The sequence below is a fragment of the Psychrobacter sp. CR212 genome, from assembly GCF_059693765.1.
Genome location: NZ_JCATIF010000005.1, coordinates 149,404 through 176,324, shown reverse-complemented (window position 1 = coordinate 176,324; position 26,921 = coordinate 149,404). Strand labels below are relative to the sequence as shown.

Sequence of the window (26,921 nt, the reverse complement as noted above, 5' to 3'; positions counted from 1 at the left end):
ATTATCATAATTATAAGCAGTGCCACAAAACGACATTAGATGTCGCAAGATAGTATAATGCTGATATCTATACTGGTAAACATCGAACATCAGTGGCACACTGACAGAGCATATACGTGGCTTATGAAAGCGTATTGTACATCATATAATGCTAGCAGAAATGCATTATAGTGACGACTGCCAAAGATGTATTGATGAGTATCAATTCGGGCTTCATTGCTACTTTCTGTGGCACTTTTATTACAAGCGTAGTGATTGACAGGTTAGCTGTAACCAACAGTAGCCCTCAGCGCTTACGATTATTCTAATCAGATTATTGTCTATGTTTACTATCATTCAGTCACATCGTACCGAAAATCTCGTTGACCAACTACTGGTGCAATATCAGTCAAAGAGTCAGAACATTTTTGAACCTTTTATTGTTATTGTACCGTCAATGGTATTGGGCGACTGGTTGGATAAAACCATTGCTAGCCGTGCTGGTATCAGTACATTGGTACGTACCAAATTTTGGGGTCAGTATCAGTGGACACTCATGCAGGATGTGCTAACTCGCCATAATGCTTATTTGTTAGAGGTTAATCCTGAAGCAGCAACCTTGAATGTACCTGAAGTTGCCGTGCTGTCGCCCACGGTGATGCAGTGGCGCCTGTTCGGCTACCTAACTTACTATCAGGCGTTGATTGTCAATGATGACACGCATCCTGTGAACCCATTGTTGGCATCTTTGATTGACGAGCCGCAAGAAGGAGTCAAGCAAGATAAGGCGCAACAAGACGCGCGCATTTGGCAGCTGGCAAGTGATTTGGCAAGGGTGTTTAACCGTTACTTGACTCATCGTGAGGACTGGCTGGCGCTATGGTCGGATAACAAGCCACTTGATGTAGATAAGCTAATCGCAGAGAAAGATGCGTTGTCCCTACGGTTTGATCAGTATGCACGCGGTACGCCTGAATGGTTAGTGGCGCACTATGTAGAGTTAGAGATTGCACAGCGTTTTTTGTGGTCGCATCTATTTGCGGATGTACATCAGCACCGTGTGGCCATTGAGAATACCTTTTGGTCAGCCTTAGAAGATGATAAAGCAAATGAACGTGAGCAGTTGCCCAAAGTATTACGTATTTTCACCATTCAGCAATTGCCACAGACTGAGCTTGATTTTTTGCAGCGCTTGTCAAAATATATGGACATCACGTTACTACACTACAATCCCTCAAAGTTATTTTGGGCAGATATTGTTGATAAAGCGTGGCTACAGCGTCAGCAGATTATTAATCCCCAAAGCGTGTTTTTACGTGATTACGGGCACAGTTTGCTGTCGCGTTTAGGCAAACAGTCTCGTGATACTTTTGCTATGTTGGCCAATTTGTCAGGTAATGAGCAATACCAAGAGGCGCTAGTGGAGTGGCAAGATAACTTTAGTGATAGGTTTGATGATGAAACTGGTAGCGTCATCGATGGCAGTGCCAATAACAGTGATGATGATAGGTTGCAAGCAGCAGAAAACGGCCCAAGTTTATTGCGCCGTTTGCAAAACGATGTGTTGATGCTTGACGAGCAATCAACCCAACAAGCGACAGCCGCAAAAGTCTCAGAGGCCGTCAGCAACCAAATAGCATTGGATTTTGAGCAAGAAACGTCATGGTATGACGATGAGGTATTAGAGAATAAGCGCTTTGAAAAAGACCGTTTTTGGGCTATCTCTTCTCAAGATAATAGCCTAAGCATTCATTCTTGTCATAATTTACAGCGCCAACTTGAAGTACTGCGCATTATGATTGGACGCTGGCTCAATGAGCCCATCAAAGCTGGTGAGAAAAAACGCCATATATCAGACATCGTGGTGTTGCTACCTGATGTTGAGCGTCATCATGCGCTAATTAGCTCTATTTTCGTCAATGGCAGGGGACAAGATGGTCTGACTTTGCCTGCGAAGGTGACTGGTGTTGTCGATGCTGATATTCGCCAGTTATGGGAAGCGATTATTGGTTTCTATAAGCTGCTTGGCAGTCATAGCGCTCGTTTTGAAGCGGCTGAGGTGTTGGACTGGCTGATGCTGCCACCCTTATTTGAGAGTTTTGGGTTGACCTATGAGCAAATGAGCCGTGGTTGTGATTTGTTGGTGGAAGCTGGATTTATCCGCGGGTTTGACGAGCTGCATCTAAAGCAGACCCTAGACGTCAATGACTATGATTATCGCTTTAGCTTCGCACAAGCATTAGACAGACTGACTTTGGGATTAATCATGCCAGAGGCGGGCCTGAGTGATTGTTTATACCCTTTGCATGAAGATGAATGGCCAAGTACGGCTGTACCTGAGATGAGCTTACCACTCGCGCAAGTGAGTCTAAATGACGCCATGATTGTAGAAGCGCTTTGCCGTATTTATACTGGCTTGGTGGCAAGGCGTGATGACCATGCACAAAAAATGAAAGCGGAAGATTGGCTCGATCAGATTGAGACCCAAGTGATCCATCGATACTTTGGCGATGTCGATCAAACGCGTACGATGCGCGCTATCTATAATGCGATGAATGGCTTTAAATCGAGCTTACGTGCCAATCGTCATTATAGACAATATTCTAGTGGTGATAGCAGTAGGGTAGAGGTGGAGCAAAGGCTGGCAGGGGTCGAGCAATTACCGCTCAAGCTGAGCTTTATGCTAGACAGTATCGAAGCTGAGCTTGAAAGCCAGCAAGTCAGTGCTGAGCCGACTGGTGTGATTACTTTTGGTCGATTTGGTGCACTACGGAACGTCCCTTTTGAGCTGGTGGTCATGCTCAATATGGATCTCTCTGAGTTTCCTGGGCGCGACCGAGACAACCGATATGATTTGATGAAAGCGACCAATTCACGGCGCGGTGATAGAGTCAGCGAGGACGATGATAATGGGGCATTTTTGGATGCGCTACTATGTGCGCGTAGTGCATGCTGGATATTCTACAATGGTCAAAGCTTGACTGACACGCATGAGCATCTACCAGCGAATCCTGTGAGTGAGCTGCTACAGTTTTTGCAAGGTGAGGTGCAGTGGCAGGTCAACTCGCTTGATACTTTGCCTGAAAGTATTGATTCAACGGCAGAAAGCCTTAAGCGTTATTTACCAAAGCTCATCAAGCAATGGCTGGTCACTGAGCATCCAGCACTACCTTTTCACAAGAGCTTGTTTGAAGCAGATATTGAAGGAGCTTCTGAGCAAAAGGCTGATACGTCTGATGATGTTAGCGATAGTAACCCTGATACTGCTGTAGCCGATGAGCTAGATAGGTTGCTAAATAAAGCCATGCGCAAAACCAAACTGGCTCAGAAAAAACAATTTCCTCCAGCCCCGCTATGGCAGGCTGTGTTTGAGACACTACAGAAAAGAGGATCTAGCGAGCATCCACAACTGATTGGCTTACCCACAAAAACACAGTACGAAGCCATTGCTCAAATGCTGGGTCATCGCTTGGGTGGACTGGGGAACATAAATCATCAAATCGTGTCTACATTAGCCAATATGCTGGGACTCGATACTTCTACTGCTGCTAATGATATGAGCGATAGGACTCAGGCGCTCACCCGAATGGTGCGTGATACCGTATTTAATATTGGCGAGATAGATATTGAGGGTATGCTGGTGTATCAAGTGCGCCATCCTGCCAAAGCGTTTTTGCGTACTCAAAAAGTGCATGTGGTACAAGGTGAGGAAGCGATGGCGCATCAAGAGCCATTGTTTTTGGATCACCTGACAACTTATCAGATTAAAGATCATTTGATTAAAGGGCTGACCGCCGATAAGCGTACTGACAATACGGCTCAGCAAGATAGCTCAACGTTGATGTATCAAAAAATTATACCAGCAGGGGTAGCGCGCCAAACCACGTTACCCAATCAGCAACAACAATTACAGCAGCAGTGTTTAGAGTTTGAAGAGCAGTTGATCACTAATGGTTTTGGTGAACGTGTTGTACCTAATGTAGGTAGAACAGAGGACATGCCAGATTTGCAGTTACTTACCCCCACCATAGAAAAACCCGTTGAATTGTCAGATTTGGCGGCTGTGCTCAGTCATGTGAATAACGACACAAACAGTCAAATAGACACAGACGCATGGCTTAAATTACTGCCAAAATCTATCAAAATAAAAGGCCTAGTGCCGCTGTTAACGCCAATGCTATCACCCACATCAGTACTATTAGATACCCATAATAAAAATGCTCATATTCAGGCAGGCATGACCTATGCCGAGCAATCACCTAAGCAATGGTTAAATATACTGCCCAATTCTGCCAGTCCAAAACATCTCCTTAAGTTTTGGTTGTCCCATCTATACTGGCAAGTAGCCAGATGCACCACGGCTGAGCAAGTGGCAGCAAATGATGGCGTGAGTATCTGGCGCTTTAATAAATCCAGCTCAAAAGTAGATGCCTACAAAAATGTCATCGCATTTAAACTAAGCCCAATCGTCTATGAAGATGCGGTACTGGAACTAATAAAGTGGGCGATTTTTGGCAATCTATCGGGTCAAACACCCATCACATTACTGCCTGAGTATGCGCTCAATTATCTGGCTAAGTGCTCAAAATCGCAAGCAGATGATAATGAAAATAGCAATTATTGGCCAAAACGGGCAGACTTCTCAGATTGGCTAAGACCTAATTATAACTCAGACACGGTATACGATACTTGCTCTCAGCATGCCATCTGGCAATATGTACTGCGTGATCAAGATGCCTTTAGAGCCTTATCAGCAGCGTTGACCACCTTGGCGCAACCACTGTATAGGTCGATGTTTACCGCATTAGATGGGTTAGACAATTAGCTATAGCAGTTGTTTTTAGTTTTCTTTTTATCCTCTAGATTTTATAGATAATAATTAAAAGTATGCGCTTATATGACAGATTTTACTGACACAACCGACATTATTGAACCTTCCGTGCAACCAAGTTTATCTGACGATCATTCAGATGTTTTGGGTGACTCAGGGGCTATAGTTGAGGAAAAAGAAGAAATAGCACCAGCGGTTGCTGTTGCTTTAACTGGCCGACACCTTATCGAAGCCTCAGCGGGTACGGGCAAGACTTGGACTCTGACTGGCATTGTGCTGCGTCTCCTGATTGAGGCACGGCGTGCGCCCGAACAAATTATTGCCACCACCTTTACTCGAGCCGCCGCCGCCGAAATGCGTCAGCGTATCCATGATCGTTTGGTAGAGTTTTATCAGTTATTACAATGGGTCAATAACCTGAGTGCAGATACCAAGAACAAAAATAACTTATATCCCAACCTACTGCAGGTACTGCCTGACAGTGACGATAACAAGAATAACAAGGATAAGCCAACAAGCAACGACTCAAGTAACGAGTCAAATGCTAAAATACAGGCTGATGAGCTTAATCAAGATATTGACCATGACCATAAACATGCTCAGCAGGTGGCTCGAGAAAAGCGCGCGCAAGTCAAAAAAGATCGTGAAGAGTGGTTGATAGAGCAAGCCAAATACGTACGCTTAGATACCATCATGCAAGATCCTGTGAACCTACACTTGGTCGGTTATTTGCTCGATCATGTGTATAGCTATCCTATAACAGAGGCAATTCGGCGCACCGCATTAGTATTAACGACATTGGATAAGCTATTTGTCGGGACACTTGATAGTTTGGCGCAAAAGTGGCTGACCGAGTACAGTAGTGAAACCGGTCATCAGCAAGGTATGGCAATCATTGAAGACAGCAGTATCGAGCAGATCACCGATAGTATCATTCACGATGAGCTGCGTCAGTTTCAAAGTCGTTTGTATCATGAGCAGCCCAAACTGTATGCGCTTATGGATAAGCAAGGTAAGCTGACTGCAGTAGGGGATCATAAAAAATTCGTTTCTCGCTCGCTGAATTTTATTACTGCACCTATTGATGAGATTGTGATGAGTGACTTTTCACTCGAGGGTTACGAGCGGCTTATAAATACTATTATTGAACGCCGCGATGAGCTTGATATTTTCTTCAAACCTGACGGCGAGTATTATGAAGTTCCAAAAGGACAGCTGCAAAACAATAGAGACTCATGGCCTAAAATTATTCAAGCATTAGAAGATTTTGGTCCAGCTGCTTATAGGTTTATATCAGACGCGAAAAATTATACGGGAAAGTTGATTGAAGCTTTTCAGAAGACTGATGATATAGGAAAGCAATTCTATAAGCCAAAGGATGGTGAAAGAGTTAATTTAATATTTAACGAACTGCAAGTCGTTCGTGATTTTAAACGATACATCCAACAAAGCAAAAAGTTGGATGAATACATAATCACTGTCCTAGCTAACCTCAACCGTCATATCGTGCTTGCGGTACGCAATAGACTGCCAGTTATTTTAGAGGAGCGAGGGGAGACCACCTTTAGTCTGCAAATGGTGCGCTTGAACCAGGCATTAACAGGTCGGCAAGGCGATAAGCTAGCACGTTATATACGTCACCATTACCCCATTGCATTAATTGATGAGTCGCAAGATATCAATGGCGAGCAGGCCATTATGATCGAGAGCATTTATTTGCCAAAGCGTAAACGCAAACAGTCGGATAATGACAAGCAATCCACCACCAAAAAATCCAGCCATGAGTTTTTGCTACTGGTTGGTGACCCAAAGCAGGCGATCTATGGGTTCCGTGGCGGTGACGTGACCAACTATAATTATATGAAAGGGCAGTTTGACAAAAGTACCATTTGGACGCTCAACACCAACCGTCGCTCAAATGCAGGGGTGATTCATGCACTAAACTGCTGGTTTGGTATGCCGACAGCAACGACTGCTGAAAACAAGCTGGCACAGTTGGGCAGTGATATTTATTACCAGCATACGAAAGCTAGGAAAGAAAAAGAAGGTGAGGAAGCCAAGAGTAAACTATCTTGGTTTAGGGATTTAGACGCAAAAGATAGTAGTTTGGTGACAGACGTGCTTTCTGCTCAGCCAGTGAGTGTATTGCACTTGCCTAATGGTAAAGATGGTGAGCTTGATTATGATGAGTATGAAATCACCGCTCGTCATATTGCCACTTTACTCAGTAGTGGTCAGACATTAAAAGATAGTCCGATTCAGCCCAGTGACATCGGTGTGCTGGCACGAACCAAAAAAGATTTAAAGCAGGTTGAAGATGAGCTGGTAAAACTGGGTGTACCAACCTTGACTACCAGTGATGTCAGTATCTTCGAGACGATTATGGCAGAGGATATCGCAGCGCTACTGAGCGCCATGCTCTATCCGTATCGTCATGACATGATTAATCGGGTCTTAACTAGTCATTTATATGGGCTGAGTATCAACGATATCAAAGCCATGATGACGGATCATGAATCAGGTGTGGCTGAGAGTGACGATAGACTTAATAGTATCAATCCAAATAGTAGCGATGTCCAAAATAGAGAACATAAAAAGAGCTATCAAGATTTTATTACGTATCTAAAAGAAGGCGCACAGCGTTGGCAGCATTTTGGTGTTTTATCGGCGTTACACTATTTATTGGATAAAAGCCCCATACAGTCACAAGGCGTTTGGCAAGCACTGGCCGCTCATCCAGAAGGTGATCGACATATCATGGATTTGCGTCATATCATGGATGTGTTGGCGCAGTATGGCCTAAGTATGGGTGAGCATGAGCTGTTGGCTTGGTTTAGACAACACATAGAGGCTGCACCCAATAGTGATTGGGCCAAGCAGTATCCGCTACCCACAGAGTCTGGCGTGCAGCTCATGACCATTCATAAGTCAAAAGGGCTTGAGTTTCCGATAGTCTATGTACTGGGTATGGGAGATGCTAGCAGGAAATCAGGCAACAAAGAAGACTATGGTCTGTATCTATATAATGCTCAGCAAGCGCCTTCAGCGTTAGTACAGCAATCTACTCAAGGGCAATCGATAGGTAATCAGCGCCGCTTCTCACCATTGCAAGGCTCTGCTACGGTAGAGGACTATTATACTGATATCGAAACAAAAGAAGGCTTTGATGAGCTGCGCCGACTTGGTTATGTGGCATTTACGCGGGCTAGCGAACAACTTTATGTGGTGTTGCGAGATCCAAGCAACAAAACAGGATTTGAGTTAAAACCAGTATTTTATTGGTTTGACTCTGTAGACGCAAAGTTTGAATTACCTGATAGGCTAAAAGGCACGATAGGTATGCTTAGAGGGCATAATATTAATGAGTTCTACAATAGCAATTATGCTAAGACAGTAACGTCAACAGATACCAAACTTACCATAGAGCCCACGACACAAGTGATTGAGTACGTTCCTTTTGCTGAGGTTATGAAAACGAGTTATTTTTATGGTTGGGCTAAGACCAGCTTCACGGCTTTGGCTCGTCAGCTAGACGAATCAACGCAAGCAATGGCTGTTGTTGATGAGCGTATTGATGATGCGATAGACATTGATATGGCAGACGCTGCAATGTCGTTAGAACCTTATCCTAATAGTAGCCTTGATAGTAATACGTCTTTCGAAAAAATTGATGAGATAAGTCTCAAGTCAGAAGAGGATATTCGCTTTACCTTTGTAAAAGGTGCTAATGCAGGTACGTTTTTACATGAGATATTTGAAAAAATCGATTTCACTAATAAATCCCAGTGGTCTGGGGTGATCGATAGAGCGGTAAGTAGTTATCAATTACCGCTGGTGTATAGCAGTGCTGAACACCAAAGCCGTAGAGCACAAGGCAACCGAGAAGAGAGTTCTGTCTCATTTAACGCTGATGCAATAGATACGACAAAGCATGAGGCGTTGGTTGCTTGGATTGAAGAGGTGCTGGGTACCCCGCTGCTAGCGTCCAATCAGTCACTTTATTCTCTCAACGAAGAGCAACGCTTTGCTGAATTAGAGTTCAATATGGGGTTGTCAGAGCGCTTTAAAGCAGAAGATATCAGTCAGTTATTTCAACAGTATCTACCTGATGAGACAGACAAGCATGTCAATCTTGTACCGCAAAATAGAACGCACTTGTATCGTTACTTGCGTGGTGAGATTGATTTGGTTTATGAGCATGCTGGCAAGTATTATGTGGTCGATTATAAGAGTAATTTTTTAGGGAATAGCCTAAGTGATTATAATGAAACTACACTTAAAAAAGCCATGTCCAAAGCAGGGTATTGGCTACAGGCAGCAATTTACCAAGTAGCATTGCATCGATTCCTTTCGATGAGAATTGCTGATTATGTAGGCAATGAGGCTAAGTATTTAGGGGCGGTAGAATATGTCTTTCTAAGAGGGGTATACAGCCCCGACGCTCAAGCAGTCGATACCGTATCACAAGAGGCTATTAAAACGAGCGAATTACCATACAACGGCCGTTATGGACTTGTGACGTGGGATATACCAATCGATTTTATCAAAGGTTTAGATGCGCTATTTGGTGTACCTGATTAGTAAGCTTACATAGCGAATATTATTAACCAAAGATTCTAAAAAGATCAAACAGGTCAAAATAGAGACAAATATATCATGAGCAATAATAATAAGAGTAGTGCGGTAATGGGCTTGCAAGAAAGCTGGGCCAGTAATATCAGTGATTACATTTTGCTACGCCGTGAGCAAACGCGTATAGCGTACGACGCAACGGATGCAAAAGCGAATAATGAGAGCAAACAAGCCGATAAGAAAGAAGACGATTATTTATTTAACGCATTGTTCATGATGTTAGCGACGCATTTGGAAGAGGGTCATACCGTACTGACCATTGAGTCTTCTGAGAATGAAGAGGTATTGCAAGGTGAAATCAATAATGAGTCAGTCACATTATACACTTGGCAGCAACAGTTATTAGAGATGCTAGCAATGCCAATCTTTGCGCTCATAGATACCAAATCAAACACTCAACCAGAGGATCAACCTACCGCCGAAACGTCGATATTTGCATTGCTAAGCACATTATTTGATAAGCGGGATCAGCTATGGATACAGTTGGCGCTGAGTAATCATGAAAAGGACATGCTAACCAAGCGTTTTGATACAATTGCCAAGGTATTTCAGCTACTAAAAAATACCGATTTTAATTTTTTCATGAATCTAGTTAATAAGCATGCTTTGTTTGCTGAGGTTAAGGCTAACACTAATAGTAACAATGAAGAAAATAGCCTAAGCAATAATAACCAACCTATCATTTACGACATAACTAACAGCCAAAATTCAAAAGAATCTATCACTTTTTGGCTACATCGCGCATGGCAGGCCGAATTTAATTTGGCAAAAAATATTAACAATATCTTGAATCAAAAAGTAAAGCCTTTACCAATAACAATACCTGAAAGTCTTCACGAAAATCAAATAAAAGCAATTAATGTCGCTAATAACAACGCGTTTAGTATCATTACCGGTGGTCCAGGGACAGGTAAAACATACACCGTTGCTCAGTTAGTTATTGCACTGCAACAAGCGACAGAGAGTGGAGGGGAGGGTTCTGAAAATATTAGATTTAGTACGGATAGTGCGAGTCTCGCACTAGCAGCGCCTACTGGTAAGGCTGCACAGCGTATGCAAGAGTCTTTACAGGCTGCTTTGGATACAGCGGGCATTGATTTGCAACTGCAAGAAGCCAAAACCATTCACCGTTTGCTAGGTATTGGGCGGACGGGCAGACCTCGTTACAATGCCGATAATCCACTTGGCGAAGATATTATCATTGTTGATGAAGCGTCGATGCTAGGGGTTGAGTTGGCTAATTACTTGGTGAGTGCAGTGAAACCAGGAGCAAGGCTCATACTGTTAGGTGATGCTAACCAGTTGGCAGCAGTCGATGCAGGGGCGGTATTGGCGGATTTATGCCGCATACCATTGCTACAATCCATTCATGCAGAGCTGACTGAGAGTCGCCGATTTGGCGCGGACTCAGGTATTGGCAAGCTGGCTATCCAAATCAATAGAGCAGAGACAAATCTTCAAACTATTTGGCAATTATTAAGGCAAGACGATGCCTTGAGTTTCCAATACGTTAATACGTTGCAAGTAGACTCTGTACCAAGCAATCAGATAAAAAATAGCCTAAGCAATGAAAAAAATATCTCAAAGATCTCCCAAAATTATCGACCGTATATAGAAAAAGTTAAAAATTTACTAAGAAATCCAATAGAAAAATCTATGCCAGAATCAATAAAAAGCACTATTGCATCATTGATGGAAATATTTAGTGAGTTCAGAGTATTAACTGCTGGTCACAATGGTGAGTGGGGCGATCATTACATTAATAATTATCTTACCCAATGGCATCTCACTGAACTAAAGCTCCCACTGGGTCAAAACGCATGGTTCCACGGTCGCCCTATTATGATTTTGCAGAATAACTATGAATTGGGGTTATTTAATGGTGATATTGGTTTTTGCTTACAGACATCAGATGACAAAAGTCGATTGGAAGTGTTTTTTGAAAATAAGACGCAAGGGATTGCGGTCAATCTACTCAACGAGGAGGTAGTTGCTACTGCGTACGCTATGACGATTCATAAGTCGCAGGGATCTGAATTTAATCATGTCGCAATTACGTTTGATGATAATCATGCAAGATTATTAAGCAAGGAGCTTATTTATACAGCGGTGACTCGTGCCAAAAAACAAGTGACGATATACAGTACAAAACACGCTTTTGAGAAAGCTGTCCAAACACCGACCGAAAGACATACCGGTTTGTCCCTACAGTTTGAGTACTTATGATTATCATTCTGAGCATAAAAAAAGCATCCAAATTGGATGCTTTTTTGAGCTAAGACGTTATTAAATACTAAAATATAAGATTTAAATTTTGTCTTCTTTGATAGCATAGATACCTGGCAGGTGACGCAAGTAACCATGGAAGTCCATACCACAGCCATAGACATAACGATCTGCGACATTAATACCGACGAAATCAACATCAAAATCGGCAACTTTGCGGTCATGCTGCTTGTTTAGCAGCACACAAGACTCGAGAGATAATGGTTTTTCTTTATTTAGTTCCTCGACAACAGCCTTTAGAGTGATGCCTTCATCAAAAATATCATCAATCAACAAGACATGCTCGCCTTCGATACTCACATCAGGCTTGAATTTCCAATCAAGATCGCTTGTACCTTCGTTGTCACGATAGCGTGTCGCATGGATATAATGCATACGATGATAGAATGTCAGATGCGTCAATAATTGACCAGCTGGAATTAATCCACCGTTCATAACAACCATCACAATTGGGTTCAAACCAGCGTAGTGTAGGTTAAGCTGAGCGGCCAAGCGCTCATAAGCGGCAGCAACTTCAATGCTGCTGATCAGGCACTCTGAGTTACGTAATGTTTTTTCGATTTCTTGATTGCTGATTTGGGTCATCGGGCGCACCTTTGGTGAAAAATGCCAAGTATTTTAACAAGTTTTGGTGAGTTTTCCCAATGTTATATAACCATTTGATCAAAATTTAGCAATTACTCTGGTTTTTCAATGATAAATGGACGGTAATAATTCGCCAAACGATTGAGCGAGGCATTTGGTAGATCAGGTAGTAGCTTGTTAAGCGCCATATTCATTCCTTTATCAATCGCAGATTTGGCAACTGGCACTGATTTGCGTTTGATCATACCTAATTTTAACGTTTCAGCGTAGCGGCTGACGAAGTGGGTTAATGTCGCGTCATTCATGGTTTCGAGCGCTGTTTTAAATTTGGCTCTATCTACGTGTTCTGGTGTGATAGCAGCAAATCCTTCATCGATGATTTTTGCATCTGCTTCTGATAGTTTAAAACCAATACGTTTTACGCCTTCATTATCAATAAAAGTTGCCTGATCTTTTAGAAAGTGAAAGCTTGGCAGCACATCTTCGTTATTTTCTTTACCCAACAAGATATTGAGTAGGGTATCTGTGGCACGTTCAATGGTGGCAACAATCTTGCGCATCGCCGCTTGGCGCTCAGGGTTTGGAATAATTTCGACCAAACCGATTAACAAATTGTCCGTTAGATCACGAGCTGTCTGATGAGTGAGCGCGTCTCGGTAAGGGTAATATTCTACTTGCTCATTTGAAGCAACGACTTGTTCGGCCTCGCTGATTAATACTTTTAATTTATCTGAAGGTACGAATCCAAAATAATGTGCCATTGTGCTTCCTTTATTTGTTGTTTTTCATGTCTTACTTGCGTTACATTCGTCGTGAAATCGGTTACCATTTAACCGGAATTTGAAACAAAGACTCACCACGCCATATGCTACTTAGTGACGCACCTTAATTGTACAATGTGAAAATTTATTGGCTAATATTTATCACACATAATTTTTACGATTTATTCGGTGACGGGTCGGTTTATATGAATGACTCGCTGCACACTAATTTAGCATATTTTTTATATTTTGATTTAAAAAGCTTGAACTTATAAGACTACCTACTACTTGTCTAGGGAGAGATAAGATGAATAGTGCTATTGTACTGATATTCGGCGTTGCTGCTATGCTTTGTGGCTACGTGTTTTACTCAAAATTCATTGCTACTAAAGTTTTAGCATTGGATAACAGTCGCCCCACGCCAGCGCATACGATGAAAGATGGGGTGGATTATGTTCCTACCAATAAATACGTACTATGGGGGCACCATTTTACCTCGGTGGCAGGCGCTGCACCGATTATTGGTCCCGCAATTGCGGTCATTTGGGGCTGGGTACCTGCCATCATTTGGGTGGTGCTCGGTACGATTTTTATGGCTGGTGTACATGATATGTCGGCCATTTGGGCAAGTATGCGCAATAGGGGACAGTCAATTGGCTCTATTGCGGGTACAGTCATGGGCACACGTGTCCGCAGTTTGATGATGGTTGTGATTTTCTTGTTACTATTGATGGTCAATGCGGTGTTTGGTGTTGCTATCGCTAATATGATGATCAAAACGCCATCTGCTGTACTGCCTGTTTGGGGCGCCTTGGTGGTTGCCTTTATCATCGGTCAATGTATTTATCGCTACAAGATGAATTTGGTTTGGGTATCTATTCTCGGGGTAAGCGCTTTATATGGGCTGATCTATCTTGGCCCTATGTTCCCGATTGTGTTACCTGAGACCGTGATGGGCTTACCTGATAACGCTGTATGGATTCTTATTTTATTTGCCTATGCGGCGATTGCTTCGTTGTTGCCCGTATGGATGCTGCTTCAACCTCGTGATTATATTAATGGTTTGCAGCTGTTCGTTGGTTTGATTTTATTGTACGCAGCTATCTTTATCGGCACGCCAAATATTGTCGCGCCAGCAATAAACACAGCACTGCCAGTTGGCACGCCATCACTAATGCCGCTGTTGTTTGTGACGATTGCTTGTGGGGCGATATCAGGATTCCACGGATTGGTTGCGACAGGGACGACGTCTAAGCAGATTGATAAAGAAGAAGACACGCGTTTCGTTGGTTATTTTGGTGCGCTAGGTGAAGGTATGCTGGCACTCGGCGCAATTCTAGCAGCAACCGCAGGTTTTGCTACCCTTGGTGATTGGCAAGCGGTCTATCAAAAATTTGGCGACGGTTCTATCGGTGCCTTCATTGATGGTGGTGCGACCATATTAAATGCGGGTGTTGGCATCGACATGGTACTATCACAGACGATGCTTACGGTCATGGCTGCCTTGTTTGCAGGTACCACTATGGATACTGGTGTACGCCTGCAACGCTATATTTTCCAAGAGTTCGGTGAGTTTTATAACCTGCCAGTCCTCAATAAAAGTGTGGTCGCAACATTGCTTGCTGTCGGCAGCTGCTTGCTATTAGCATTCGGCGCGGGCGGTATTGATGGTGCTGGTGGTATGATTATCTGGCCACTATTTGGTACGACTAATCAGCTAATGGCGGCGTTAACACTAATGATCGTAACGGTTATCTTGTTACGTAAAGGCAAACCAGTTTGGTACACTTTAGCGCCATTGTCGTTCTTGCTAGTCATGACGGTATTTGCACTACTTATTCAGCTCAAAACTTTCTTCACTGATGGCAATTGGCTGCTGATCATTATGGATATCATTATCTTGATAGCAACCATCTTAGTAACGTTTGAGAGTCTGTCTGTATTACGCAAAGAATGGTCGATACACAAAGGCAAAAGCGGTGACATTTAAACGCTAAACCATATTAAATATTTATCAACTCAAAAACGCTAGCAGCAATTGCTGGCGTTTTTTGTATCACATAGGCATGATAGGCAATAAGAAATAAGTAGGGTATAAGCGAATTATGGAAAATAAAAACACATCAAATGATATAGAAAACGCCCAACCACCAGAGAGTACTCAACCATGGTGGCAACGATTTGTGGCAGGACTCAATGAGTTTTATCATGCACCTTATCGCCAAACGATGGCACGTGCTGCCCGTGATGAAGAAGATTTCTTTATGCTGCTGATGTTTGCTGAAAGCTTAGGCATTGATAATCCTGCCAGCTTTTATACCTTAGAGTTACAGCCGTTATTTTTAGAAAACTTTCACGAATGGCACATGCGCATGGGTATGGATAGATGCCCATTTGACCATGTTGGCTGCTGCTAATCGTTTATTTATGATTGAAAAATAAAAATAATATAAGAAATGAGATAAAAATATGGCATTACATCCTCTACATACATTAGTAGAACAACTAAAAGCACAACCGATTATATTTATCGGCGGTAAGGGCGGTGTGGGAAAAACCACTACTGCCGCCGCACTTGCCAGTTATTACGCAAGCCAGCAGCAAAAGACGCTGATTGTCTCAACCGATCCAGCACACAGCTTGGGCGACGTGTTGGATACACAGCTTAATAACGCAAAAACAGCAATATCACCTTATTTAGATGCCATTGAGTTAAATCCTGATGTAATCGTTGACGAGCATTTTTCTCAAGTTGAGCGTACGATTAAATCCTATGCCAATCCAGATATGATGCCCAAAATTCGTGAGCATCTGAGGCTATCAAAATCAGCACCCGGCGCCCAAGAAGCAGCGATGCTCGAATCCATGTGCCAACATTTAGTCGAAGCGGCAGATGCAGGCTATGAGCATATTATCTTTGATACTGCACCGACAGGGCATACGCTACGGTTGCTAGTACTACCAGAAATGATGGGTGCATGGACAGATGGACTGCTTGCTCAGCAACGACGGCAAGCCAAGCTACGCTCAGTAGCGACGCATTTGGACAGTCACAATCAAAAAAGTAGTCAAACGGATAGCGCTCAAAAGAACCATGTGGCCAATCCGTTTGCCACAAAAAAGCCTGATCGCTGGGAGCAAGCGGTATCCGTGCTAGAAAAGCGCAAGCAGTTATTTCGTCAAGCAGGACTGCTGCTGCATGATCGTACACAAACGGCAATTGTGTTGGTTATGACGGCTGACGTGTTGCCGTTGGCTGAGACTAAACGGGCTATCGAACAGCTAGAGGACAGCAAGCTCACGCCTGCAGCAATAGTCATCAATCAGTTGATATCAACAACGCAGTCGGATGAGTTTTGGCGCCGCCGTGCTGAGCGTCAGCAGGATTTGCTGCAGGATATTGAAAACAATTTTTCTAAATATCCGCTGTATCCAATTTATCTGCAGCAAACAGACGTACGTGGCACAGAGGCATTGAGTGCGTTGTTAAGTGATAGCAACTCATGACTCACGCTTGTAGGTCTGTAATTTGCCCGACAGCGACCATGCCATATCTGCGCGCAGCAGCTGCGCCTGTTCAGACTTACCACTGCTAAGCGATGACCATTGCGGTTTGCCGCGAGCCTTTTTTAGCTCACTAGGTAATTTATTCGCAGGCCATACGGTAATCGGGTTGCTGTCTTCATCAGTATTGCTGTTGCTATCATTGTGGTAACTACCATCATTTGATGATGTCTCAAGGCTGCTTTTCTCGCCTTTATATAATAGCTGGGTGGCATCAGTCGCAGCATGGCCGCGATGGCGTAGGGCAGTGAGTAAGTCGATCGCTCGCGTTGCTAGCAATGTCAACGTCGCAGGATCGATATATAAGCGTTTTACCCCAGTGATCCTATCGGCAATACTACTGGTGTTAGATAGTAACCCGCCTGCGATACCACCTATCGCTGCACCCAAGCCCAATGTCGTACCTAGCGCTGCTGCATCAATACCCAAGCCTAACAGCGCGCCCGCTGCTGCGCCAGAAGTGGTACGGATACCATAGCTCTTGAGTAACTCAGGGTCGAATGGGTCTTGCTGATAGGCTTGCAATTCAAGCGGGGTTGCTGCAACGGCATTGTCATAAAACTTATAGAGGTTAAGTAAATTGTGCTGCATTGCACGCTCACTTTGCCTCACCGCTTCTTGCATTTGCGCTAAGACAGGCATCGGGTCGTCATCTTCATTGATCTCGCGTACAAAAGAAGCGACATTCAATAAAAAGTCAGCAATAATAATGTTGGCCTCATCATACAACTGCGCCCAATCTTCAGTCCGGCGCTGCATCAATTGCTCAAGCATCTCAGAATGAGTGAGCATAGTGGCGAGGTTTTGCCAAAGATGCATCTCATCGTCAAATTCAAAAGCAACGGAATCAAAACGTGTGGAAATATGTAGATTGCGTCTTGCCAGCATGGTTTGCCAAGCATCAATATTGGCATTCTGACTGTCGGTAAAGTTAAAGACAGGCATCACCGGAATGGCGGCCCACGATAAAATCGCTAGCTCATCTTTATACTTGCCCAATACTGGCTCACGAGCATCTACCACATAGATGGCCATATCACTTGCCAGCAGCTGACGAATCACTTTTGCTTCTTGGCTATAATCATAGATGTCTAGAACACCGCTATCTGCACCTTGAGCGATATCTGATGCCAAAAACTGCTGCAAGCGCTCAATACCATCACGGCGACTGGCGGTGTTGTCCTCCAACCAGTCCATGAGTCCTGATGCGTCCTCTAGGCCTGGTGTGTCGTATAGTGCTACCAGCACCTCACCCGTTTGACTGTCTGTCAGACTTGCTTGCTCGACGTGACGCGTGGTCGCCGCTTCGTTTTTAACTTCACCAAAATAGACATCACGCAGTAACGTGCGCAATATGGAGGTCTTACCGGTATTGGTGTGTCCCACGACCGCCAATTTTAGCGCTTCACCACTGGCGATGGTTTTTTTTGTCACATTTGCGGTGGCTGGCGGTACTGATTCAGTTGATATGGATTGATTATCATGAGTTACCCTAGACTGGGCGGCCGTTTTTGACACTGTCGAATGCGAGGTCTTGGCGTTATTATTTGAGTCGCTGGGCAACGCCTTGTCTGCAAAAAGACCTGTAGGCGTGTGATGCTCGTGATTTTGGTTTTTATTGTCATTATTCATAGTCGCGTCTTATTGTTATTGATGATCAAACTTTAGCCATTTATTGTAAAACAAATCTGGTGGCATGTTGGTTTTGGATGCGTAGTGTCCATATCGTAAACTGTATTTTATGTATCCATGATACGCTATGAGATTGCTGTAGGTGGTCGCAGTAGTACCTTGATTTTTTTCTTAATGCCCTTGGCACGAAAAAACCGCTGCCACATTCGGTAAAACACCCCAAATATCAGACCAATAATATTATCGTGACTGGTCTCACCAACAGCCCCATATTTGACGGGATTATTGACGGTGTCTTCTTCTACGTAAGTGCCAAACCAGCGATCAAAAATAATAAGAACGCCGCCATAATTTTGGTCAATATATTCACTATTGGTACCATGATGGGCGCGGTGGTTGGATGGGGTGTCAAAGATATACTCAACCCATTTTGGAAATTTTCCCACCGTCTCGGTATGGATAAAGAACTGATAAATCAAATCTAACGCATAAAAGAAAAATACCCAGACAGGATGCACACCCAATATCATCAGCGGGACGAAAAATAACCACCAACCTGTCACTGAGTACAGCAGGCTTTGGCGCATGGCGGTGGATAGGTTCATCTTATCATCTGAATGGTGCACGACATGCGCTGACCAAAACCAATTCATGCGGTGTGAGGCACGGTGAAACCAGTAATAGCTGAACTCAACCGCGACAAATATGGGTATGGCTGTCAGCAATGTCACCTCAATAGTGAATAGTCGGTATTGATATAGCCACAGGCAAATAGGCAGCACAATAAGTGCTTGGACAATCAATTCAAATCCGAGATAAGAGCCGCCCAAGCTAAAATTGGTCATCGCACGGCGCCAGCTAAAGCTTTCATTTTTCCCACGCTTAGACTGATAAAACCACTCTGCCAAAAACAATAAGAAAAATGGGCCACCAGCCAGCGGTAACAGCCATTCTTGCCAGTGAGCAGGTAAGATACTTGCCAGCATTGGCTGCCATGACTCTGGTGCAGCGGTTAAGATACTTTGGTTTAACGCCTCTTTGTAATTATCCAATATCTGACCATACTCACCTGATGTTAAGAGGGTGTTGTCTGTTGACATATTTGGCTCCTAGCCACTATAAAACATCCTTGTTACCCAAGAGATAACTATTTTCTATATTACTGGTTTATTTTGTCCCTTTTATAAAAATAATTATTATTAAGTATCGCATTCAAAAACTTTAAGAATCAATATCTACCAAGCCAATTTTTCGCGCAGAGAGCGCTGTTTGCCACTGCTGATAGCGAACGGCTTGTTTATCTACCGGTTCATCATCCGTACGAGCGTCAGTCAAGCCAGCAGAAGGGGTGGTATCACTAAGCAGCTGTACAATAAGACCATCTTTTGCATGAGCGGCGATTTGATCAAGTTTGCGTAGCGTACCGCGGTCAGGCAGCGCTTTGCTATGAATACCTAATAGGACTTGTACAGGGTGCTCGTCTAAGTAGTTTTTTAGCCGTGCCATATCCTCACGATCATCAACGATACCAAAATCCTCAACCTCACTTGATTGTTGAAAACCATGATGACTGCCATCAAGCCCTGACTGCCACCATTTATCCTGATTTGAAGGATATTCAAGCAAGGCGACCAGTTTCTTGCCTGCACTCACCGCCGCTTTGGGCGCGACAGGTGCGGGTGCTTCCGTAAAGTCATCTGCATCAACCACCTGACGCTGCCAAAAATTTATGATCTTTTGGTAATACGGTTGTTTGATGTCTAAGCGCATCTTTTTGCGGCGGAACATCAAGGCACAAAATACCCACGCTATCGCACGCGGGACAATACCGTACATCAGCAAGCTACCGACTAGCAATCCTGCCCACTGCCGCGCCACAGACAATGGCATCGCTTCTGTGACCAGCCTGCTTTGTGCAATCGCTGTACTATCTGGCACATCAAAACCAACCATGCCTGGTAGCCAGCCGAGTATTTGCGTTAAGCTCACCAGCGCCTGATCAGAGAGTAGGGTCGACTCCCAGCTAAAGCTATACTGACGCACAACCAACAAGAATATAATCGCAAGCAGCATGCCAGTCAACGTCGCAAGCCATAACTGATGGCTAAACCGGCCCAAATACCAGCGCATACCGCTATGCTGTAATTGGCGCTCATACAGATCGACGGCCGCCTTGGTCACATCGTCTTTACCGCGTATGAGGTAACTGGGACTGACAAAGCTGGCAAACCAACTGGGCGCTTGCTGGTCTCGATTGATAAGTGTCATGACAAGCCAGCCACCAAGCATAATAGTATGAAAACCAAGCAAGCAAACCAATACATAAAAGAAGTTCACCACATTAGACTGCAATAGCGTGAACAGACCCAAAAATCCCGAGATGCACCACACCACACTCATGACGATCATGATGCCTTTTATGCGGCCATCTATTTTGCCCAGTACCCGCGCAAGCGCCCCATTGCTATCAATGCGTGAGGCCCGTCGATGCAGCTTTTGGATAGGTGTGCCATCCTCACTCTGTAGCTTTTCCGTGATCAGTAACGGGTCAGTGGCAAAGACGTGCTGATCAGTCTCTAAGGCACGTACCAGCTCGGTCAGTTGGTCTTGGGGTGATAGCATAAGGCGCTGATATCCGTATAAAAACGTCAGTATAAATAATGGAAAGCAAAAAATGCGGGTTTAATCGCTAAAAATTATTGTAGCGTATATAGAATGAGAATAATGTCTATTATTTTTATCATAGCAAACACTTATAAAATCAGCCAAAATGAATCTATCAAGGTTTGTAAAAAAGGACGCTTCTAGATGAATAATAAAATCTATCTTATCATCGGCGGAACGGGCGGTATTGGTCAGGCCATGGTCAAGCAGCTGGTACAAGAGTCAGCTGCCGATCAAAATGACGGCGCATCTGCTAAAAGACATAGTACACAAGTATTCGCCACTTATCATCGCAATGAGCCGAACTTTGAAGCAGAAAATCTACACTGGTTACCCATGAATATCAGTGATGAAGACAGTATCCAAAAAGCGGCCGACACCATCAAGCAGACAATGGGTCATGTCGATTGGGTAATCAACTGCGTGGGATTATTACATACCAAGACTGCGCAGCCAGAAAAGGCCTTGAGGCAGATTGAAACAGAGTTCTTTTTACAGAACATGCAAATCAATGCACTAGCAAGCTTGCTGATAGCCAAGCATATCAAACCGTTGCTCGCCAAAGCTGAGCGTAGCGCTGAGCACCCAGCTATTTTTGCGACCATATCAGCTCGTGTCGGTAGTATCACGGACAATCAGCTTGGCGGCTGGTATAGTTATAGAATGAGCAAGGCGGCGCTCAATATGGGAATGAAAAACTTGAGTATCGAATGGGGCCGATCACTCAAAGAGGTGTGCGTAGTCGTTATGCAACCGGGAACCGTGAATACCCAGCTATCTGCGCCGTTTCAAGGCAATGTCGCTGAAGGACATCTATTCTCGCCAGCGTATAGCGCCGAGTGTTTATTGGAAGTGCTATCAGGGATGACGGCTGCCCAATCAGGCAGTTTTGTCGATTGGGCAGGAGAGTCGATATTTTGGTAATGATACAAATGATAGGGTGGTTTAGGATGGCTATCCTGTTAAAACACTAATAAGCCATAAATAAGTCCATAAACTCATTCACTGGCGTTTGCTCCAATTTTTCTTGATCGTCACACAGCTCAATGATTTGCTGACACCGACTGTCGATAAAGCGGGTGGCCAAGCTGGCTCGGAACTTTGCCTCAAGTATAGGAATGCCCTCGGCACGGCGGCGTTTATGACCGATAGGATACTCGATGGCGACTTTTTCTGTGCTACTGCCATCTTTGAAGAATATTTGAATGGCATTGGCAATAGAGCGCTTACTGGGGTCATGGTAATCTTTTGAATACTGTGCGTCTTCTTCTACCACCATTTTTTCGCGTAGCTCATCGATTGATAAATGCTCTTCATGATAGTCATCCTCGTAGTTCTCCGCCATCAAATCGCCTGTCAATAGTGGCACAGCCACCATATATTGTAAGCAGTGATCCCGATCAGCTGGGTTAGCAAGCGCACCTTCCTTTGAGATGATGCGAATTGCTGAATCATGCGTGGTTAGGACAATTTTTTCGATCTCATCAATTTGACCTCTCACATGTGGATGCAAAATAACCGCCGCTTCACAAGCAGTCTGCGCATGAAACTCAGCGGGAAAGCTGATTTTAAATAAGATATTCTCCATCACATAACTGCCAAAGTCACGCTGAAAGGTAAATCGACGCTCGTCTTCGGGTTTGGTCGCAAGATCCTTATTGGTATGGCTAAACAGCACATCATAAAACCCCCATTGCGGTGCGGTTAGTGCGCCAGGGATACCCATTTCACCACGTGCAGTGATATCTACCAGCCGAACCGCGCGGCTGGTTGCATCACCTGCCGCCCATGATTTTCGGCTGCCCGCGTTGGGTGCATGACGATAGGTGCGCAGTGCCTGACCATCGACAATGGCTTGTGAGATGGCGGCCATGATGCGCTCGCGTGGCAGCTGATATAGTTTGGCGACGACCGCAGTTGAGGCTAATTTGACCAAAAACACATGATCAAGACCCACGCGGTTGAATGAGTTTTCGAGTGCCATCACCCCTTGAATTTCATGCGCCATGATCATGGCCTCAAGCACGGCCCTCATGGTCAGAGGTGCTTGCCCTTGGCTGATGTTTTTTTGACTGATATAGTCGGTGACCGCCAAGATGCCGCCCAAGTTATCAGACGGATGACCCCACTCAGCAGCGAGCCACGTATCATTATAGTCAAGCCAGCGCACCATACAGCCGATGTCAAAAGCGGCTTTGATGGGATCTAGTCTATAGGAGGTGCCAGGGACGCGAGCGCCATGCAGCGTTATTTGATCAGGGCAATCAGGCCCCAAGTGCTTGGTACACTCAGGGAAGCGCAGTGCCAGTAGTCCGCAGCCGATGGTATCCATGAGACAGTGGCGTGCAGTACGCCATGCATCAGTGGGATTTGGTGACTCGTTATCTATGGAATAATTGAGCACATAATCGGCGATTTTTTGGATTTCATCGTCATATTCTGGACGGATATTGCTCTCTACCGTTGCCTCATTCGTATTTGAATGGGCTGTATCTGAATGGGTATTTGACATGGTTGTTTCCTCTTCCTTGAGTGTGCTAACTTTTCGCTTTGTTGACCCATGCTCGCAGTCATCCTTTTAAAGCGGTTATCATTCAAAAGTAGCATACTCAATATGGAACAACCAGACTGAATTGTGTTAAGAAGTAAAGCTTTGTAGGCCGTTTAAATCATCAAATAGAGCAGACCTAAAATAAACAGCGCTGCTATAATAAACAGCAGGAAGCTTAAAACTTTGGTCGTGGTTGACGCAGTATCCACACTTTCTTTTCTTACTTTGTTTTTCTTAGCAACGTATAGCACCATCTTCACGTGCTCAATATTATCTTCAAGATAATGCTCACCTTCAGGTACAAAACCCAAAGACTCATAAAAACTAAGCAAATATACTTGCGCCGAGATAATAATCGGACGCTTTTTACCGTATTTTTTGCGGCAATGAGCAATAGCCTGAGTCATTATTTGACGTGCTAGGCCGTCACCTCTGTGCTCTGATAACACAAGCACTCTACCGATGGCAGGCATGGCAGTGTGATTGGTCTTGATCGTAGGGTCGGCGACCGATAGATTGGATTTTAGTTTATTGAATTCAGGCGGAACAATGCGGCAATAGCCCACTAACGCTGCGTTTTGATGAGCAATCAAGTGTAAGCAATCAAAATCGACCTCATCCATATCTTGATAAGCACAGTTTTGTTCGACGACGAACACTTGTGAGCGTGCTTTTAGGATATGGTAAAGGTCAACTGAGGTCAGCTCATCAAAGGTTTTGATAGAAAATTCACAATTCATAATGGGCAAGCTTCTGGCAATAGGCGGTAAAATAGGGGCATTATAACGATTTAGGCAGTCATTAACCATTCCTAACCCTTTAGGGTCTGGCTGATTTTGTCTAAATTTAAGCTATCAGACATGGCACTAAATATCTCAAAGTATTTGCCGCGTTGGGCATAAAGTACCTCATGGGTACCTGTCTCAACCACTTCGCCATTCTCTATGACTACCAGATCATCGGCGTCGATAATCTGAGCAATATTGTGCGAAACCATAATAACGGTACGATCTTTTTTGATCAGATCGAGGCTTTTTTTGACCTGTTGGCTGGCGATAGCATCGAGGCTGGCGGTCGGCTCGTCCAAAAACACAATCGGTGGATCTTTTAAAAACATCCGTGCTAGCGCAATACGCTGCTGCTGACCGCCCGATAGCGATTTGGCCGTACTCTCGTAACCGTCTGTCAAGGCGACAATTTGCTCATGTATCGAAGCTTTTTTTGCCGCTACAATAATGTCATCAATGCTAGCATTCATATTGCCATAGCGGATATTTTCACTAATCGTACCCGAAAAAATATGATTGCTCTGTAGCACCAGACCAATGTTTTGACGCAGCTCATGAGTATCACAGTCAGCCAAATCATGCCCGTCTAGGCATATCGAGCCTGCGTCTGGCGCATAGAACTTGACCAATAGATTGATAATCGTGCTCTTGCCAGCGCCAGAGAGGCCAACCAGCGCCGTGATACGGTTGGGCTTAATAGTGAAGCTGACGTCTTTGAGCGCTTGCGTACCATTGGGATAAGTAAAATCGACATGTTTAAGCTCGATATGACCTTTTAAGTTGTCGCTACTGATACCAGCGATGCTCTCGACTTGGCTGTCATCTTCTAAAATATCAAAAAAACCTTCGGCATAGGTCAATGCATTATTTATCTGGTCATAGATGCGGTGTAATTGACGGATAGGGGCGGCGACATTTTGAAACAGCATGACATGAAACAAAATCATACCAATGGTCATCTCACCTTGTAGGACAAAATAAGCGGTGAGCAAGATAATAACCACCACACCAATCTGCTCGATAAAGGTTTTGATAGCATCATAAACAAAACCAATACTGCGAATACGCAGCTGATTATCGGTCATTTCCTTTTGAATGGCTAAGTGCTTTTCTGCTTCTATCGACTCACGGACAAAGGATTTCACCACGCTGATCGAATTGATCAAAGATATTACCAAACCACTTTTGGCTTCTCTATAGCCACGCATCTGCCGACGAAAACCTTGTAGGCGCTTGGCTTGTTTTTGACTGATAAAAAAGTAAATGGGAATGATAATAAGACCGACCAAGCCTATCCAAAAATTGGTCGAAAACATAATGATAAGCGCCACGATCGCATTGGCAAACAGCGGTAGCATATCGATAAAGAAGTTTTGCACTAAACTGGTTAAGCTGCTGACGCCATAATCAATACGGGTTTGCAACTTGCCGCTGTCGTTTTCGCTACTGGTATAAAATGCCATCCGATAGGTCAAGATGCGCTCAATGATTTTTTGCGATAAATCACGTGATAGATTGATACGAATCTTTTCGCCGAAGAAGCGTTGCCCAAAAGAGATGAATATCGATAATATCTCTTTGGTTAAGAGTACCGCACTGATAATGGTCAGCATGCGCACGCCAGCTTCCCAAGGCTCAGCGAGGGTAGCGATTTCGGTCAAGGTATCAACGGCATAACGTAGTACAAAGGCATTAACTTGCGCGGTAAAGGAGCCTAGAGCAGTCAGCGCTAAGGTGGCGATGATAAGCAAGCGATAAGGCTTAGCAAATACCGCCAGTTTTTTGAGGATATCCCACAGTAGTGCCCGCCGTTCTTTCTTCTCGACTGGCGGTTTTTTGTCTAATTGCACACGGCGTGGTTGGGGAGATGTCGGCATTAGATTTCAGGGTAATCATCTAAAGGACTTTGACAAAGACTTATACTGTCATCGTTAAAGTGATTAGCTAATTGTCTCGCAATTAATCTTGTTCGATGAAAAATTATAATTGCTTCAACTAAGGTAACATCATCAGGGTGTGCCTCGTGTGTAAGAGTATTTCTTCTATTAGAAATTTCTTCATATGCCACAATCCATTGTTCAGGAATAGGTTCTATACCCAAATTCTTCCAGAGATTAATTCTTTTCCTTACTCCCATTCGCTCATATCTGTTTTGCTCACGTTCTAGAATTCCTTCAACCAGTATATCAACACCCCTAGTAGCAATATCTTTAAGTGAAAATTTTTCATCAAAAAAATTTTCTCGCTTCTCATGTAATATTTTTCTGTATAAGTCGAACTCATATGCCTCAAGCAAACAGTAGTTATATAATATAATTTGAGTTCCAATTATATGCTCAACTGGAATAAACTCATTTTCATGACCAAAGGAAGCGCCACCATTTTTAGAAATATCAGAAGGCTCAGGTTCTTTGAATATTAATGAAATGGTAACTCTCAATTCATTTGAAAGAGCATGTACAAGTGGTAATAAATCTTCATCCAAGTTTGGTCTGTTTGCTGCAGTACTCAAAAAAGGAGCTATAGACCATGCCTCCTTATCCCAATTCATCATTTTTCTTGCAGATATTGCCAAATCAGATGTTCTAACCGCTGAAAGAGTAAACAAATTCATGCGCTCAACAACTTCACTGAATACCATTTTGAGC

The 26,921-nt window shown here is 43.9% G+C and carries 16 protein-coding genes; 7 read left to right on the top strand and 9 right to left on the bottom strand.

The features are described 5' to 3' along the window. Positions 1–322 precede the first annotated feature (322 nt). The 3 genes from AC58CZ_RS10595 (at position 323) to recD (ending at position 11,668) form a co-directional block, all read left to right on the top strand. Entirely contained in the window at positions 323–4,804 is a 4,482-nt protein-coding gene (locus AC58CZ_RS10595) for an exodeoxyribonuclease V subunit gamma (RefSeq protein WP_494224707.1), read from the top strand. 72 nt (positions 4,805–4,876) lie between these two features. Further along, entirely contained in the window at positions 4,877–9,391 is a 4,515-nt protein-coding gene (locus AC58CZ_RS10590) for a UvrD-helicase domain-containing protein (RefSeq protein WP_494224706.1), read from the top strand. 72 nt (positions 9,392–9,463) lie between these two features. Then, positions 9,464–11,668, top strand: a complete 2,205-nt coding sequence (gene recD / locus AC58CZ_RS10585) for an exodeoxyribonuclease V subunit alpha (RefSeq protein ID WP_494224760.1) — start codon at positions 9,464–9,466, stop codon at positions 11,666–11,668. 81 nt (positions 11,669–11,749) lie between these two features. Here recD and AC58CZ_RS10580 read toward each other — a convergent pair whose 3' ends face one another. Next, entirely contained in the window at positions 11,750–12,313 is a 564-nt protein-coding gene (locus AC58CZ_RS10580; protein WP_430284397.1) for a hypoxanthine-guanine phosphoribosyltransferase, read from the bottom strand. A 92-nt stretch (positions 12,314–12,405) separates the two neighbouring features. Further along, entirely contained in the window at positions 12,406–13,074 is a 669-nt protein-coding gene (locus AC58CZ_RS10575; protein WP_494224705.1) for a hypothetical protein, read from the bottom strand. 307 nt (positions 13,075–13,381) lie between these two features. On the opposite strand from AC58CZ_RS10575, the gene AC58CZ_RS10570 reads away from it, so the two are divergent. From AC58CZ_RS10570 to AC58CZ_RS10560, 3 genes are all read left to right on the top strand, one after another. Further along, the gene (locus AC58CZ_RS10570; RefSeq protein WP_494224704.1) at positions 13,382–15,064 is read left to right on the top strand and encodes a carbon starvation CstA family protein; all 1,683 of its coding nucleotides are present in this window, start codon (positions 13,382–13,384) and stop codon (positions 15,062–15,064) included. Positions 15,065–15,179: 115 nt separating this feature from the next. Beyond that, the gene (locus AC58CZ_RS10565) at positions 15,180–15,491 is read left to right on the top strand and encodes a cory-CC-star protein (protein WP_494224703.1); all 312 of its coding nucleotides are present in this window, start codon (positions 15,180–15,182) and stop codon (positions 15,489–15,491) included. A gap of 52 nt (positions 15,492–15,543) precedes the next feature. After that, a complete protein-coding gene (locus AC58CZ_RS10560; RefSeq protein WP_494224702.1) occupies positions 15,544–16,581 on the top strand; it encodes a TRC40/GET3/ArsA family transport-energizing ATPase in 1,038 nt (345 codons plus the stop codon). Here the strand turns inward: AC58CZ_RS10560 and AC58CZ_RS10555 are convergent. From AC58CZ_RS10555 to AC58CZ_RS10545, 3 genes are all read right to left on the bottom strand, one after another. Then, complete coding sequence (locus AC58CZ_RS10555) at positions 16,576–18,270, bottom strand: DUF3482 domain-containing protein (RefSeq protein WP_494224701.1); 1,695 nt, start codon at positions 18,268–18,270, stop codon at positions 16,576–16,578. The two genes, AC58CZ_RS10560 and AC58CZ_RS10555, sit on opposite strands and share 6 nt — an antisense overlap. Positions 18,271–18,395: 125 nt before the next feature. Continuing rightward, on the bottom strand, positions 18,396–19,370 hold the full coding sequence (locus tag AC58CZ_RS10550; RefSeq protein ID WP_371547019.1) for a sterol desaturase family protein: 975 nt from the start codon (positions 19,368–19,370) through the stop codon (positions 18,396–18,398). Between the two features lie 121 nt (positions 19,371–19,491). Continuing rightward, a complete protein-coding gene (locus AC58CZ_RS10545; protein WP_494224700.1) occupies positions 19,492–20,892 on the bottom strand; it encodes a DUF2868 domain-containing protein in 1,401 nt (466 codons plus the stop codon). A gap of 186 nt (positions 20,893–21,078) precedes the next feature. Between AC58CZ_RS10545 and AC58CZ_RS10540 the strand changes: the two genes are divergently transcribed. After that, a complete protein-coding gene (locus AC58CZ_RS10540; RefSeq protein WP_494224699.1) occupies positions 21,079–21,858 on the top strand; it encodes an SDR family oxidoreductase in 780 nt (259 codons plus the stop codon). A 46-nt stretch (positions 21,859–21,904) separates the two neighbouring features. Here AC58CZ_RS10540 and AC58CZ_RS10535 read toward each other — a convergent pair whose 3' ends face one another. The 4 genes from AC58CZ_RS10535 to AC58CZ_RS10520 all read right to left on the bottom strand — a co-directional run bounded on the left by AC58CZ_RS10535 (position 21,905) and on the right by AC58CZ_RS10520 (position 26,914). Next, a complete protein-coding gene (locus AC58CZ_RS10535; RefSeq protein WP_494224698.1) occupies positions 21,905–23,446 on the bottom strand; it encodes a bifunctional 2-methylcitrate dehydratase/aconitate hydratase in 1,542 nt (513 codons plus the stop codon). A gap of 152 nt (positions 23,447–23,598) precedes the next feature. Continuing rightward, positions 23,599–24,225, bottom strand: a complete 627-nt coding sequence (locus tag AC58CZ_RS10530) for a GNAT family N-acetyltransferase (protein WP_494224759.1) — start codon at positions 24,223–24,225, stop codon at positions 23,599–23,601. Positions 24,226–24,296: 71 nt separating this feature from the next. Next, positions 24,297–26,150, bottom strand: coding sequence for an ATP-binding cassette domain-containing protein (locus AC58CZ_RS10525; RefSeq protein WP_494224697.1), 1,854 nt, complete (start codon positions 26,148–26,150; stop codon positions 24,297–24,299). Further along, positions 26,150–26,914 carry a hypothetical protein gene (locus AC58CZ_RS10520; RefSeq protein ID WP_494224696.1) on the bottom strand — a complete coding sequence of 255 codons (765 nt, stop codon included), beginning with the start codon at positions 26,912–26,914 and terminating at the stop codon, positions 26,150–26,152. The genes AC58CZ_RS10525 and AC58CZ_RS10520 overlap by 1 nt, the downstream gene beginning before the upstream one ends. Positions 26,915–26,921 lie beyond the last annotated feature (7 nt).